14 protein-coding genes are annotated in these 12,944 nt (G+C 66.8%); 3 read left to right on the top strand and 11 right to left on the bottom strand.

The window, feature by feature from the left end; translation table 11 throughout:
- Positions 1–1,744 (top strand): HNH endonuclease signature motif containing protein (locus RMCB_RS24290; protein ID WP_084388602.1); only part of this gene is annotated, 1,744 nt, incomplete at its 5' end.
- On the opposite strand, the gene RMCB_RS24285 is transcribed toward RMCB_RS24290, so the two are convergent.
- The 7 genes from RMCB_RS24285 to RMCB_RS24255 form a co-directional block, all read right to left on the bottom strand.
- A complete protein-coding gene (locus RMCB_RS24285) occupies positions 1,741–2,367 on the bottom strand; it encodes a TIGR03085 family metal-binding protein (protein WP_062830821.1) in 627 nt (208 codons plus the stop codon). The genes RMCB_RS24290 and RMCB_RS24285 overlap by 4 nt on opposite strands.
- A gap of 56 nt (positions 2,368–2,423) precedes the next feature.
- Positions 2,424–2,990, bottom strand: coding sequence for a hypothetical protein (locus tag RMCB_RS24280; protein ID WP_062830820.1), 567 nt, complete (start codon positions 2,988–2,990; stop codon positions 2,424–2,426).
- A 34-nt stretch (positions 2,991–3,024) separates the two neighbouring features.
- Complete coding sequence (locus tag RMCB_RS24275; RefSeq protein WP_062830819.1) at positions 3,025–3,753, bottom strand: oxygen-binding di-iron domain-containing protein; 729 nt, start codon at positions 3,751–3,753, stop codon at positions 3,025–3,027.
- A gap of 12 nt (positions 3,754–3,765) precedes the next feature.
- Positions 3,766–3,948, bottom strand: a complete 183-nt coding sequence (locus RMCB_RS24270) for a hypothetical protein (protein WP_029373941.1) — start codon at positions 3,946–3,948, stop codon at positions 3,766–3,768.
- 34 nt (positions 3,949–3,982) lie between these two features.
- Positions 3,983–5,476, bottom strand: a complete 1,494-nt coding sequence (locus RMCB_RS24265) for an amino acid permease (RefSeq protein WP_062830818.1) — start codon at positions 5,474–5,476, stop codon at positions 3,983–3,985.
- A gap of 101 nt (positions 5,477–5,577) precedes the next feature.
- Positions 5,578–6,282, bottom strand: coding sequence for a FadR/GntR family transcriptional regulator (locus tag RMCB_RS24260; protein WP_062830817.1), 705 nt, complete (start codon positions 6,280–6,282; stop codon positions 5,578–5,580).
- Positions 6,283–6,404: 122 nt separating this feature from the next.
- Positions 6,405–7,142, bottom strand: coding sequence for a cutinase family protein (locus tag RMCB_RS24255; RefSeq protein WP_062830826.1), 738 nt, complete (start codon positions 7,140–7,142; stop codon positions 6,405–6,407).
- Between the two features lie 222 nt (positions 7,143–7,364).
- Between RMCB_RS24255 and RMCB_RS24250 the strand changes: the two genes are divergently transcribed.
- Positions 7,365–7,997, top strand: a complete 633-nt coding sequence (locus tag RMCB_RS24250) for a hypothetical protein (protein WP_029373937.1) — start codon at positions 7,365–7,367, stop codon at positions 7,995–7,997.
- Entirely contained in the window at positions 7,994–9,151 is a 1,158-nt protein-coding gene (locus RMCB_RS24245) for a PrsW family intramembrane metalloprotease (RefSeq protein WP_062830816.1), read from the top strand. The genes RMCB_RS24250 and RMCB_RS24245 overlap by 4 nt, the downstream gene beginning before the upstream one ends.
- Here RMCB_RS24245 and RMCB_RS24240 read toward each other — a convergent pair.
- The 4 genes from RMCB_RS24240 to RMCB_RS24225 all read right to left on the bottom strand — a co-directional run bounded on the left by RMCB_RS24240 (position 9,140) and on the right by RMCB_RS24225 (position 12,838).
- Complete coding sequence (locus RMCB_RS24240) at positions 9,140–9,760, bottom strand: TetR/AcrR family transcriptional regulator (RefSeq protein WP_062830815.1); 621 nt, start codon at positions 9,758–9,760, stop codon at positions 9,140–9,142. The two genes, RMCB_RS24245 and RMCB_RS24240, sit on opposite strands and share 12 nt — an antisense overlap.
- Positions 9,750–10,592 (bottom strand): oxidoreductase, encoded by an 843-nt coding sequence (locus RMCB_RS24235; RefSeq protein WP_062830814.1) that lies wholly within the window; start codon positions 10,590–10,592, stop codon positions 9,750–9,752. The genes RMCB_RS24240 and RMCB_RS24235 overlap by 11 nt, the downstream gene beginning before the upstream one ends.
- 102 nt (positions 10,593–10,694) lie before the next feature.
- Positions 10,695–12,017, bottom strand: a complete 1,323-nt coding sequence (locus RMCB_RS24230) for a DUF445 family protein (RefSeq protein ID WP_062830825.1) — start codon at positions 12,015–12,017, stop codon at positions 10,695–10,697.
- Entirely contained in the window at positions 12,014–12,838 is an 825-nt protein-coding gene (locus tag RMCB_RS24225) for an Abi-alpha family protein (protein ID WP_201028343.1), read from the bottom strand. Before RMCB_RS24225 ends, RMCB_RS24230 begins: the two co-directional genes overlap by 4 nt.
- Between the last annotated feature and the right edge of the window lie 106 nt (positions 12,839–12,944).

Raw genomic sequence — 12,944 nt, 5'->3', positions numbered from 1 at the left:
CCAATCACGCACCACCGCCCGCGACATCGGCGGCAAAAACTGGGCCGACGTGCTGAGCATCCGGCTGCGGATCAGCCCCACCGAAGCCAAACGCCGCGTCACCGACGCCGCCCTGCTCGGCCCGCGGGCCGCAGTATCGGGCGAACCCCTCGACCCAGTGCTGCCCGCGACGGCCGCCGCCCAAGCCGCCGGGCAGATCAACACCGACCACGTCGCCGTGATCAAGAAGTTCTTCGACACCTGCCCGGTGCCCCTCGACGCCACAACCCATGAGGAGATCGACTCGGATTTGGCCCGCATCGCCGCCGCCAACTCCCCCGACATCCTGCGACGCTGCGCTGAGCGCATCACGTTCCTGCTCAACCAGGACGGCCCCGAACCCCCCGAGGACATCCAAGCCCGCCGCCGCGGCATCACCATCTGCCCGCAGGGCCTCGACGGGACCAGCAAGATCCACGGCTACCTCGACGCCGAAACCACCGCGGTGCTCACCGCGATCACCGCGAAACTGGGCGCCCCGGGTATGTGCAACCGCGACGACGACCACCCCTGCCTGGCGGGCAGCCCCAGCGCCGAGGCCATCGCCGCCGACACCCGCACCCACGCGCAACGCACCCATGACGCGTTCCTGGCCATGGGCCGGTCCCTGCTGGCGTCAGGCAAATTGGGCCAGCACAACGGATTACCGGTGTCAGTCGTGATCTCGACCACGGTTCGAGAGTTGGAATCGTTGTCCGGGATCGCCACCACCGCCAGCGGCACCCGCTTGTCCATCCCGCAGGTCATTGCCATGGCCGCCCCCGCGCGGCACTACCTGGCGGTGTTCGCCGACCACAAAGAAGTCCCGCTGTATCTGGGGCGCTCCAAGCGGCTGGCCTCCGTCGGGCAACGCCTGGCGCTGCACGCCCGCGACGGCGGCTGCACCAAACCCGGATGCCCGCACCCACCGGATCGCTGCCAAGGCCATCACGCCGATCGGGACTACGCTCAAGGCGGCCACACCGACATCACCGACCTGACCCTGGCCTGCCCGAAAGACAATCGCCTGGTCAGCGAGCACGGATGGACCACGCGGGTACGCGACGACGGCCGCGTCGAATGGATCCCCCCACCCCTGCTCGACACCGGCCAAGACCGCCTCAACCACTACTGGCACCCCGAAGACCTCTTCCACACCACCACCAGCACCGACAGCGACAGCGACGTGGGAAACGTGGGCGCCTGGGGCGAGGCCGACGACCCGCCGCACCGCAACCGAGAGCCTGAAGACCAGCGTTACCCGGACGACGAATCCGACAGCGATATGGGTGAGGCGCCGGAAGACCATCGCGACCCTGAGGACCAGTGCTGCCCGGACGACGAGTCACATAGCGATATGGACGAGGCCCCGGACAGCGACCGCGCCCCGGAGGACCGGTACTCCCCAGCCGACGAGTCATACAGCGATATGGGTGACGCGACCGATCCGGTCCCGGAAAGCGACCAGGAACTTGAGACCCCCGAGAACTCGGACGCAGAGTCAGACACCGATAGGGGAGAGACCGCAGACCCGGCTACCGAAGACGACCGGAAGCTCGAGGCCCCCGAAAACTCGGAGATCGAGTCAGACCGCAGCGTGGGTGACGCCACCGACCCGGGCCCACAAGCCCACCGCAACCCGGAGATCCCCGCGGACAAGCAGCACTGCGCACACCCCCACACCACGCAAAGCCCGAACAACCGGGACGGGCCCGACGATCCCTAGAGGCCGCGGCGGGCGGAGCGCAGGGCGGCGACGGCATCATCGTCGCCCGAGAACGTCACGTCGGCCTGCTCGCGTCCCGCGACAAACATCAACAGCTCACCGGGAGCACCGGTGACGATGACCTCTGGGCCGCGGCCGATGGTGGTCAGTGTTTTGCCTTCGGGCGTGTTCAGCGTGACGCGGGCTGGAGACTTCGACATCGTCATCCTGGCCATGTTGGGCACCATCCGGGCCAGGGCGCTGACGGTGGCGTCGTCGAGTTCCCTTGCCTTCCAGTCAGGTTGGGCTCGCCGGACATCTTCGTTGTGGATGAACATCTCGCCGACGTTGATCAGCGGGTCGAGCAGGAAGAACGGTGAGTACAGGGGCGGGCCCGCGGCGATCTTGTCGACCAGCTCGGCCCAGTCGGTGTCCGCGGTGACCTGATCCTGCACCTTGGCGGTATAGCCGGCGAGTTGCGGCACCAGGATGCCGGGCGCCGCATCGAGCCTGCGTTCCCGCACGACCAGGTGAGCGGCAAGATCGCGGGCGTTCCACCCCTCGCAGAGAGTGGGTGCGTCCGGACCGGCCCCACGCATGGTTTCGACGAGCGCGGCGCGCTCCCGCTTGGCGGCAGTGCTCATGCGCGATCCGCCTTCGGCTCCTCGCTGCAAGTCATGGCACAACTCTAGGCAGAACCCTAGAAGCTCTCCACTCCCTGGACGGCGACGACCATGCCGTGACCGGTCGCATCGTTGGTGAACCGGGTGCCGTCGCTGCCGGCGTCGATGGTCCAACCGAGTGCCCGATAGGTGCGGTAGTCCAGCGTCACCGCCGGAATGTCACCTAGATTGCCCAACACCCAATGGGTTTGACCGCCGGTGCTGACCCGTACGCCGTTGGCAGGTGCGCCGTCGACGACCGGTGAGTTGGTGAAGTCTGATTCGCAGCCGACTTCCCGGCTGGAGATCTGGCAGCGCGTCTTACCGGATTTGGTCTGGATGAAGACATAGCCGTTCGTGGGCTGGAGCGCGGTTGCACCGGGCGGGGATTGTGTTGTGCCGGGCGGCGCTTGCGAGGTGGGCGAAGGCGGTGTGGTGGTGCTCGGTGAGGGCGCAGGACTCGACCGGCTCGGCCGGGGAGTGGGGAAGGTGGGCTCGGTCAGCGACGGCGGGCTGGTGACGGGCGCGCCCTCGATGCTGGAGTGGCACGCGGTGAGCAGGGCGCCTGCCGTCAGGAGGGCACCCAGCAGTGGCCGAGCCGTCACGCGACAAGGCTATGCAGTCTGCGGCGCCGACGGGTTATGACGCGCCGACCATCGCCGCATATCCGTCGGCAAGGGCGCGCAGCTGGGCGGAACCGTCGCCGCTGTGCGATGAGCCGTGCATGATCGCCAGCGTCGTCGGGTTCAGCTCGGCCAGCTGGGTCAGGGTAGCCGCCAGATTGCTGGTCAGGCCGGTCGCGTGAAAAAGCTCCTCGGCCTCCAGTGCTGGTGCCACGCAATCGGATTCGGTCAGTGCCGGGCATCGCCCGGTGTGGGTGAAGAGATCGCCGGCCAGCAGGGTCGAAGTGGTTTCGTCGAACCACAGACCAGCTTCCCAGTTGTGGGGCACGTGCGGCGTCGCGATGAATCTCAGCCGGTGGCCACCGATGTCGTGCGCGCCGTCGGGTGCGGGAACCGGCGGCCGGTCGCACATGTCGGCCAGCGACAGCATGATGGCCAACGGACCGTGGATCACCTCGGCGTTCGGGGCGGCTGCCAGCATCTGATTCATCGCGCCGCATTCGTCGGCTTCGAGATGGCCGAAGGAAATCCAGCGCAGCTGGTCGAGTGGCAGTACGCGCTTGATCGCCTCGGACACCGATGGAAACAGGTACCGCATGCCGGTGTGGAACAGGAACGGCTGGTCGCCGGTCAACAGGAACTGATTGAAGGTGAAACCGTGCTCGGTGATGCCGGGCACCCAGGTGGAGATCCGGTAGATGTCCGGTGCGATCTCGTCGACCTGAGCTGCTGTGGTGTCGCTCATCGCAGCGCTGCGTCAAGAGAAGTCGCGGAAGGCGAGCGCGAACCCGCCGACCGCAGTGACCGCTGCGATGGCATAGCCGATGATCGACCACCAGCCGAGGTGGTAATACGCGGTGACTGCCACGATCGCCATCGCGAGGAACACCATCACCATCCCGTACAGCGGCGGGCGGGCGGCGTAGCGGTTACGGGTCATCGGTCCACCTCATCATCGCGATCCGGTGTGAGTTTCACTCTTCAGGATCCACCGGACGGTTCGCCACCACCGGGAATTCGCCCGTATAGCCCATGCGTTCGCCTGCGGCCTCCATCACGCGGCCACGCACCAGGTACCAGCCGCCGATGAGCATCGGGATGAGGACGACGAGCGTCCCGACGGTCCAAGTGCCGATCGGAGCGTCGAAGGCCATCAGCACCAGGACCGCGACGAGGAACAGCAGTGTCGCGTATCCGCTGTAGGGCGTGAGTGGCATCCGGAAGTTGGGCCGTTTCATGATGCCTGCGCGGGACATCTTCACCAGCCGCAGCTGGCACAGCACGATCGTGCCCCACGACGCGATGATGCCGAGCGCTGCCATGTTGAGCACGATCTCGAACGCCTCGCCGGGCTCGAAAGCGTTGAGTACCACGCCGAAAAGGCAGATCACGCATGTCAGCACGATGCCGCCGTAAGGCACGCCGTTGCGCGACATCCGCGCGGTGAACTTCGGTGCGCTGCCGTTCATCGCCATCGACCGAAGGATGCGGCCCGTCGAGTACAACCCGGCGTTGAGGCTGGAGAACGCCGCGGTGAGCACCACGACGTTCATGATGTCTCCTGCACCGGCGAAGCCGATCTTGGAGAAGAACGTGACGAACGGGCTCTGGTGCTTGTCGTAGGCGGTGTAGGGCAGCAGCAGGGCCAACAGCACCACTGATCCGACGTAGAAGATCGCGATGCGGGCCACCACGGAGTTGATGGCACGCGGCATGATCCTTTCCGGCTCGGCGGTCTCACCGGCTGCGGTGCCCACCAATTCGACTGCGGCATAGGCGAATACCACACCGGATGTGACGATCAGCAGAGGCAGCGCGCCTGTCGGGAACAGTCCGCCGTGTTGCGCGATGACGCTCAGGCCGGTGCTGTGACCGTCGACCTGATAGCGGCCGGCGAGGAAGATCGTGCCGACGACGAGGAATGTCATGAGCGCCAGCACCTTGATCAGTGCGGCCCAGAACTCCATCTCGCCGAACATCTTGACCGAGATCAGGTTGACCGACAGCACGATCGCCAGCGCGAGGAACGCCAGCAGCCACTGCGGAATGACGTCGAACGTCTTCCAGTAGTGGAAGTAGGTGGCGATGGCCGTGGTGTCCACGATGGCGGTCATCGCCCAGTTCAGGAAGTACAGCCAGCCGACGGCGTATGCCGCCTTCTCGCCGTAGAACTCGCGGGCGTAGGACACGAACGAACCCGACGACGGCCGGTGCAATACGAGCTCTCCGAGTGCCCGCAGGATCAGGAACACGAAGACGCCGCAGACGGCATACACCAGGAACAGTCCAGGACCGGCCGAGGCGAGGCGACCGCCTGCGCCGAGGAACAGTCCGGTGCCGATCGCTCCGCCGATGGCGATCATCTGCAACTGCCGCGGCTTGAGGCCCTTGTGATAGCCGGCGTCTTCCTTGGTCAGGTTCGGCGACGGGGCGGTGGCGGGTTGGGCTTGCGGAGACTGCGCGGTCATCGGAGTCCAATCTCGGCTGTGCGGCTGTCAGACAGCTTGACCGAACGAGTGTGACACCGGTCACGTTTTTACGTCAAGGAGGTGAACTTCGGTTCAGGGCCTCAAGGGGTCATCGAAGTCAACTTATTGACCGCGTCCTCGACGCGATCCAGGTGTTGCCGCATGCTGTCGGAGGCGTCGGCGAAGTCCCCGGCAGCGATGGCGTCGAGGATTCGGCGGTGTTCGCGGTCGGATGCGGTGCGTCGTTCATGGATGCTCGCGTTGAGCAGCCGCGACTGGATCGACAGCGCGCCGCGGATGGCGCCGACCACGGTCGCGAACACCTCGTTGCCCGACGCGCGAGCGATGCCGAGGTGGAATTCGGTGTCCATCTTGACCCACCGGGCGGGATCGGTTTCGGCGCTCATGGCGTCGACGATCTTCGTCAGAGCAGCCAATTCTTCATCGGTGCGGCGGCGGGCCGCCCACCCGGCGGCCGGCACCTCGATGTATGGCCTGGCCTCCACGAGGTCGCGCGCCGAGAAGCGGCCGTAGCGCGGAGCGGCCGCGTGGGTGGAGATCACGGTGGTGCCCGAACCGGTCTTGGTCTCGGTCAGTCCGAGTGTTTGGCAGGACCGCAGCGCCTCCCGGACGACCGAGCGGCTGACTCCGTAACGCGCGGCGAGGGCCGCCTCGGGCGGCAGCTTCTCCCCGAGCGGGAGGTCGCCGTTTTCGATGGCCGAACACAGGTCGTCGAACACTGTTTCGGCGGCGTTGCGCCGCACGGCGGCGACCGGCCGATCTGTCCAGCTACCGGGCAGATTCATGAAACCAGCGTGCCCGTCAGTTGTGAGCACTGTCAACGGCCGCGCGGTCGGTGTTCTACAACGAGCGACGGCCGGAAGCGGTCCTGTGCGGACCTGCTTCCGGCCGTCGGCCCGGGGTTCTGTTAGTTTCCGGCGTCGCCCGCGGTCTGCACCACGGTCGCGGCGGGAGCGGAGACACCCAGCTGGCGGGCCGCGAAATCGGCTGCCTGGATGGCCATCCCGTTGTCCTTGTAGGAGCTGTGCGCCGAGCGGTTCAGGCCGCCGGGGTAGCACACGGGGTCACCCGTCGCGCAGAGCTGAATGGTCTTGGCGGAGTACAGCGGTCCGATGGCGATGGACGGTGCGTCGCGGTCGGCCAGGTGCAGGAACCAGTCGTCGGGCGTTCCGAACAGGGCGACGGCGGCGACGTGCGAGGCGACGGCCGGCGGCATCGGGCCTGAGATGCTGGCGGGCAGGACGAATCCGGCGGGGACGGAAGCCGAGGTGGTGTAGCCGGCCACAGCGGCGCCCTGCGAGTAGCCGCCCAGCACGATCTTGGTCGCCGGGCAGTTCGCGGCGATCGACTGAATCCTGTTGCTGGCGTCGGCGATTCCGTCAACCGCCTGGCCGAAGTCCAGCGATGCCGGGTAGTTCACCGCGTAGACGTCGATGGATTTTCCGGGCAGCCGGTCGGTGAGGGCGTCGACGAAGGCCTGCCCCGTCGCACCGACCCCGGGTGCTTCGAACGTCCCGCGGGCGAACACGACCTCGACGTTCGCACACGCGTCGTCGGCAGCGCTGGCGGTCGCGACCGGGCCGGCGAGCGAGCCGACGACGATCGCTGCCAAGGCCAGCACGGTGTAGATCGCGGACTGTGCCATTCTGGTGATCACGGTGCCTCTCCCATCTCGTTCCGTTTGCCACGGCTTCGGTGTCGGAGTGGCAACTAACTGCTACAAGTGGGATACCTGAGCTGCGATTCCGCGGAAGTCAAGTGATGTATGCCACGTGATGAAAGTGCGTCCTTCGGGATTGCCGCAGGCGCGTTGGGCGTTACCGTCCCGGATGCCGGACCGGTCGGGAGGCGCCGGTAATCTGCGCACATGCAGCCCGTTTACGAGCCCGACGAACGGTGGGTGCCCGCCGACCGGCGCTGGTGCGGCCTTGACCGCCGCACCATCCCTCCGGCCCTGGCCGTCCTGGCACTCGCGATCGTGATGACTGTGGTTGCGCCGGTGGTGAATTCGTCGTTCACCTACACCGAACAGGTGGCGCCCGGCGACATCATGCAGTTGGCCGACGGGGTCACGTTCGTGCCCGAGCCGGGCTGGGGCATCACCGACGGCGTGCGCCGCGGCAACGAACCGGCGAGCGGCTATCCGAGCACGGCGACCGTGGTCAACGGGGACGCGTCGCTGTCGGTCGGGGTGGTGCCGTTCAAGGGCGACGCCGACGCCGCGCTGGCCCAACTCGAGGAGCGCGTGCGGCGGGCCGAGCCCGACGGCGCTGAGGCGACGACGGGCACGCGGGCCCCGCTGACCACCGATCAGGGCGTGCAGGGCCGGACTGTCGACGTCACGGATCCCGTGGCGCACAAGGTGTTGGCGGCGTTCGTCATCGACGGTTTCGCGGTGAAGGCCGTCGCGATCGAGCCGCTGCTGGCGACGAGCAGTGAGCGCGACACAGCCAACCGCATGATCACCAGCATCCGGCGTGACCCGCAGGCCGATCGATGACCGCGCCGGACGCAGTGCACATGGATACCCTTGTCGCCGAGCGCATCTCAGCGATCGACGCGTCCGGGTGGGGGCGCCGCTTCGTCTTCACCCAGCCCCGCAACCTGGCTTTCTGGGTATATGTGTTGCTGGTCCTCGTCGGGCTCGGTCAGTTCGCCGATTCGGTGGGAAGTTTCAACCCGCACTCGGTTTTGACCGCGGCCGTCGTGTTCGCGATCTATGGCGCGGTCATCTGGTTCCTGGCCCAGCGCGCCGACCGCTACACCGAGCTTCCGGTCAAGCTGCTGACCACGGCTCTGGTGTGGGGTGCCTTCGCCGCGACCTGGGCGATGGCAGCCGTCGCCAACACGGCCATCGGGGATCTGTACGCCAAACAGTTCGGCCAGCGTTGGTCGTTGGACTGGGCCGCGGGTTTGTCGGCACCGGTCACCGAGGAACTGGCCAAGGGCGCCGGGCTGGTGCTGCTGATCGTGCTGGCGCCGCGCATCGTGCGTACCGCGTTCGACGGATTCATCATCGGTTTGGTCATCGGTCTGGGATTCCAGTTGCTCGAGGACATGTTGTACGCCTTGCGCGATCAGGACGGCATGGCCGTCGTCATGGTGCTGCGCATGCTGACCGGAGTCGGCGGGCATTTCGCCTACACCGCGATCTTCTGCGCCGGGCTCATCTATGTGCTGGGCCGCCCCGCCGAACCGCGCAGGGTGGGCCGCGGGCTGCTGCTCATGGTGTCGGCGCCGGTGCTGCACGGACTCTGGGACTCGGCGGGAAGCCTGGTCGGTGGCAGCACCGTGCTGCTGATCGTGCTCTGGGGGGCCATCCTGTTGGTGACGCTGATCATTTTCTTCCGGGTCTATGCGCTGACCGTGCCGCAGGAGCGGGCGCTGCTGCGCAGTGTGCTTGCGCCCGAGGTGGCCTCGGGTGTGCTGGCCGAGGCTGAACTCGACGCCATCGCGGGCAACCGCAGAACTCGACGGCGTTATCGGAAGTCATTGCGCCCCAGAGCTGTTCGACGCAAAGCCCGGCAAGTCCTTGAGGCGGGCTACGACTTGGCTCAGGAATTGGCGCGCTCGCGCGGTGCGGATACTCCAGCCGTCCAGTTCGCTCGGTCGGAGATCGGCCGGATCCGCAGCGGTGCACCGTCACGGTGGTGACGGGCTGAGCAGGCCACTCAATGCCGTCTTGGCCAACTGACGGGCATGCTGCTCGGTGAGCGCGTAGTGACCGGTCATGCGCCGGAAGATCAGGGGGCCGAACAGGATGTCGATGGCGTCGTCGATCAGCAGGCTCGGATCGGCGTCGCCGCGGGTCACGCCGCGCTGCCACAGGGTGGTGATGGCCGCCCGTCTGCCGTCGAGGAAGTACTCGCGGAAGTACGCCGCGCCTGCCGGGTCGTCGACGCACGCCGCGAGTAGCTGGGCGAACACGTCGCCGCGGGCACTGGCGTAGAAGGCCGAGACCCGCACCACCTGTTCGGTGAGATCCCCTGCTGTGCTTCCGGTATCGGGCAGTGGCAGGGCCTGGGCCATCATCGTCCCGAACGCCTCGGCTGCGACCGCGGTGCGCGAGGGCCAGTGCTTGTAGATGGTGGCCTTACTGGCGCCGGACCGCGCCGCGATCGCGTCGACCGTGGTGGCGGGGAAGCCGCCCTCGTCGAGCAGGTCGGCGGTTGCGGTCAGGATGGCCTGGTGGATGCGGTCGCTGCGCGCGCCGGTGGGGCGGATGAAGGCCTTTGCGCCGGCGCCGGAGGCTTCAGGCGACATCGTCGTGGTCGGTGGACTCGGCGACGGCACGCCACTGAGCCAGCTCGGACTGCACGTGGGCGATCTTTGCCTCGACCGCGGCGACGGTGTCGCGGCCCAGCTGCAGGCGCAGTGGCGGCTGCGCGGACTCGACGACATCGATGATGGCGTTGGCGGCCTTCACCGGATCTCCTGGTTGATCGTGATTGCGCTGACCTGCGACGATCCGCATCTGACCGGCCGGGCCGTCGGTGTAGTCGTCGATGGTCCGCTGCTGGGTCTGCAGGCTCGAGGAGTCGAGGAAGTCGGTGCGGAAGTAGCCGGGCTCGACCACCATCGCGTGTACGCCCAGCGGTTTGAGCTCGGCATACAGCGCCTCCGAGAGTGCCTCGACGGCGAACTTGGTGGACGCGTACACACCCCAGCCGGGCGAGCTGACGAACCCGCCGATCGAGGAGATGTTGACCACGGTGCCGGAACGCTGTGCGCGCAGTACCGGCGTCACCGCGCGGGTGACGGTGAGCAGGCCGAAGACATTGGTGTCGTAGACCGCACGAATTTCGGCGTCGGTGGCTTCTTCGACGGCGCCCAGCAGGCCGCGGCCCGCATTGTTGATCAGCACGTCGATGCGACCGAATCGCTCGACCGCCGCGCGAGCGGCTTCCCGGGCCTGCGCTTCGTCGGTGACGTCGAGCGTCACGGCCAGCAGGTGCTCGCCCGCGTCGGGCAGGGCCTTGGTGATGGCGGCGGCATCGCGTGCGGTGGCGACCACGTCGTGACCGCGCGAGAGGGCCTCGCGGGCGATCTCCAAGCCGAAACCGCGGGATGCTCCGGTGATGAACCAAACGCTCATGGCTGTGACCTGCCTTTTCTGACTCAACTGAACTGTACGATCAGTTTAGTTTTAATGGGACGGTCCATGCAACGGACGTGTCGGGATGGTTATTCCGGCGACTCAGTGGTGCAGTGCCGTGCGCACCACGTCGACCATGGCGGCGGTTTCGGGTGTGCGGCCGAAATGTTCGATGATCTGCACCTGGATCTCACCGACGATGCCGCCGAGGATGGCGCCGACTGCGATCATCGTCGGCTCGTCATCTTTGAAGACCGGCCGCAGGATGGACTCGTACTCCTCGTTGGTGAGCTGCCCCATCTTGTCGACGATGGTCTGCTCGAGATCCAGTGCGCTCATCGCGTAGTCCTGCGCGTCGCGCAGCGTGGTGGGCAGCCGCTCGAGCACCATCTGCACGAGGTTGTCCTTGAGCGCGTTGTATCGCTGGGTACCGATGGCGAGTTTCACCAGGGGAGTGGCGATGCCGGTCTGCGCGTCGATGGCGGCTTCGACCTCTTTGCCGACCAGTGCGAAGAGCTTGTCGGCGCCGGGCCCGCGCAGGATGCCGTCGAACAGGATCTCCGGCGAGAACAGATCTTCGGACAGAATCCTCGCGTAGTCCTTGGTGATGGTGTCGCGCTGCGCGTGCAGCAGCCCCTGGAACGGGATGAACCCCAGATACTTGGTCGGCTGAACTGGCCGAAACAGCATGTTCAGCGCGATGTAGTCGCTGATGAAGCCGACGCCGAAGCCGAACGCCGGCATGATCCACGGGTTCTGGAACAGTGCCCACGCCACCATCTGCACCAGGCCGATGCCGAGGCCGAAGTAGATGCCGCTGCGCCGGACGAACGCCATGGCATTGTCGCCCAGCCCGCGCATCAGTTTGTTGAGCTTCTCCTTGTTGCGGACCAGCGTGGTGACCGCCAGGAACTGCACGTCGACGAAGCGGGGCAGGTCGGCCCGCATCTCGTCGAGCATCTTCTCGACGACCTTGGGGGTCTGATCGTGGATGCGGGTCTGAATGGTGCGGCGGGCCGCGTCGGGCAGCGAATCCCACAATCCCGGCCGGATCTGCTCGGCGAGTTCGCGGGAGATCTCGTCCACTGCCTGCGTCAGGGGCTCGCGGAGGTTCTCGACGGCCTCCTTGGCGTCGACCTTCGCGAGCAGTTCCTCGGGCTTGAGCAGGTTCTGTGTGAGCAGCTCGATGGTCTTGGACCCCACCTTGCCCGCCCGGCGCGGGACGATGCCCTGCCAGCCGATCGGGCCGATGCCGACGAAGGTCAGGGGGCGGTAGAGCATCTCCAGCGCCACGATTTTGGTGCTCCAGCCGACGAACGCGGCCACGAAGGGCATGGAGAGATAGATGAGCCAGTTGGCGCCGAAGTCAGCCTTGATCTCTTGCCAGTTCTGGATGGCGAGGATCGTTTGGCTGGTCGTGCTCACCGACCGTCCTGCTGCATAGCCGCCTCCCACAACCCCATGCCCAGGCTGGAGAGGCTCAACGTGAGTCGCTCGACGCGTGCCGTCAGCGGACCGCGCGTCGCGGTCTTGATCGCCGCGAGCACCGCAGGCTCTGCCAGCAGCACCTCGTAGTCGCTCTTCATCCCTGGGTCTTCGGGTCCGGTCTCCACCAGGCCCAACGACAGCAGATGCCCGACGTACTGCGGCACCATGCCGGGCAGTGCGACGTTGGCGGTGCGGCCGATCAGGCACGCGTTCTCCAGGACGGCCTGCCCGGGGGTCCGCGAGCGCGTCCAGGACCGGACGTTGACCAGAGGCGAGGACGCGCCGTCCGACAGCGCACCGATGATGCGGGCTTCGTCGGCGACGAGCTGGTTGAGCAGCCGGTGGTACAACTCGACCTGGCTGCCGCTGGTGCTCTGGTCCAGCGCACGCTCAAGCAGCCGGCCCATCTTGGTGTGCAGCGATTCGGTGGTCGGCTCGTCGGGCTCGGCCGACTGCAGCGTCTTGGGCGTCGACTCGACCGCGTCGAGGCGGTCGCGAAGCAGCGTCATCAGCTGTTCTTCGCCCCAGCTGGCGAGTTGCATACCGACCTTGGCGGCGTCGGTGGCCCGGCCGGCGATACCGAACGGGTCGAACCACTTGGGCACAGGCGCCTGGTATTTCGGCGTGCGGATGGCAAACGCGATCTCACCCACGGGCGTGGACAGCTTGAATCCCCGACGCTGAAGGGCCCGCCGTTTTTTCGGGGAGTCAGCGGTGACCGGCGCGCTGGAATCCGCCTTCGACAACTCCTGTGACATCGCTGATCGACCGCCTCCCCGGTACCAGATGTGTCCGCAGTTCAGTACCGATCGACCTTAGATCTACGGCATCGAGATGTGCGCACGGTACCTGGTCGGAGGACCG

Origin of the sequence: Mycolicibacterium brisbanense (assembly GCF_001570425.1) — a bacterium.
Lineage (GTDB): Bacteria > Actinomycetota > Actinomycetes > Mycobacteriales > Mycobacteriaceae > Mycobacterium > Mycobacterium brisbanense.
This window is presented reverse-complemented; position numbering and strand designations above follow the sequence as displayed.

Excerpts from the sequence above, each read along its gene's own strand:
- RMCB_RS24225 (WP_201028343.1), bottom strand. The coding sequence starts at position 12,838 with ATGTCACAGGAGTTGTCGAAGGCGGATTCCAGCGCGCCGGTCACCGCT.
- RMCB_RS24250 (WP_029373937.1), top strand. The coding sequence starts at position 7,365 with ATGCAGCCCGTTTACGAGCCCGACGAACGGTGGGTGCCCGCCGACCGG.
- RMCB_RS24260 (WP_062830817.1), bottom strand. The coding sequence starts at position 6,282 with ATGAATCTGCCCGGTAGCTGGACAGATCGGCCGGTCGCCGCCGTGCGG.
- RMCB_RS24265 (WP_062830818.1), bottom strand. The coding sequence starts at position 5,476 with ATGACCGCGCAGTCTCCGCAAGCCCAACCCGCCACCGCCCCGTCGCCG.
- RMCB_RS24235 (WP_062830814.1), bottom strand. The coding sequence starts at position 10,592 with ATGAGCGTTTGGTTCATCACCGGAGCATCCCGCGGTTTCGGCTTGGAG.
- RMCB_RS24245 (WP_062830816.1), top strand. The coding sequence starts at position 7,994 with ATGACCGCGCCGGACGCAGTGCACATGGATACCCTTGTCGCCGAGCGC.
- RMCB_RS24275 (WP_062830819.1), bottom strand. The coding sequence starts at position 3,753 with ATGAGCGACACCACAGCAGCTCAGGTCGACGAGATCGCACCGGACATC.
- RMCB_RS24240 (WP_062830815.1), bottom strand. The coding sequence starts at position 9,760 with ATGTCGCCTGAAGCCTCCGGCGCCGGCGCAAAGGCCTTCATCCGCCCC.
- RMCB_RS24285 (WP_062830821.1), bottom strand. The coding sequence starts at position 2,367 with ATGAGCACTGCCGCCAAGCGGGAGCGCGCCGCGCTCGTCGAAACCATG.
- RMCB_RS24255 (WP_062830826.1), bottom strand. The coding sequence starts at position 7,142 with ATGGCACAGTCCGCGATCTACACCGTGCTGGCCTTGGCAGCGATCGTC.
- RMCB_RS24270 (WP_029373941.1), bottom strand. The coding sequence starts at position 3,948 with ATGACCCGTAACCGCTACGCCGCCCGCCCGCCGCTGTACGGGATGGTG.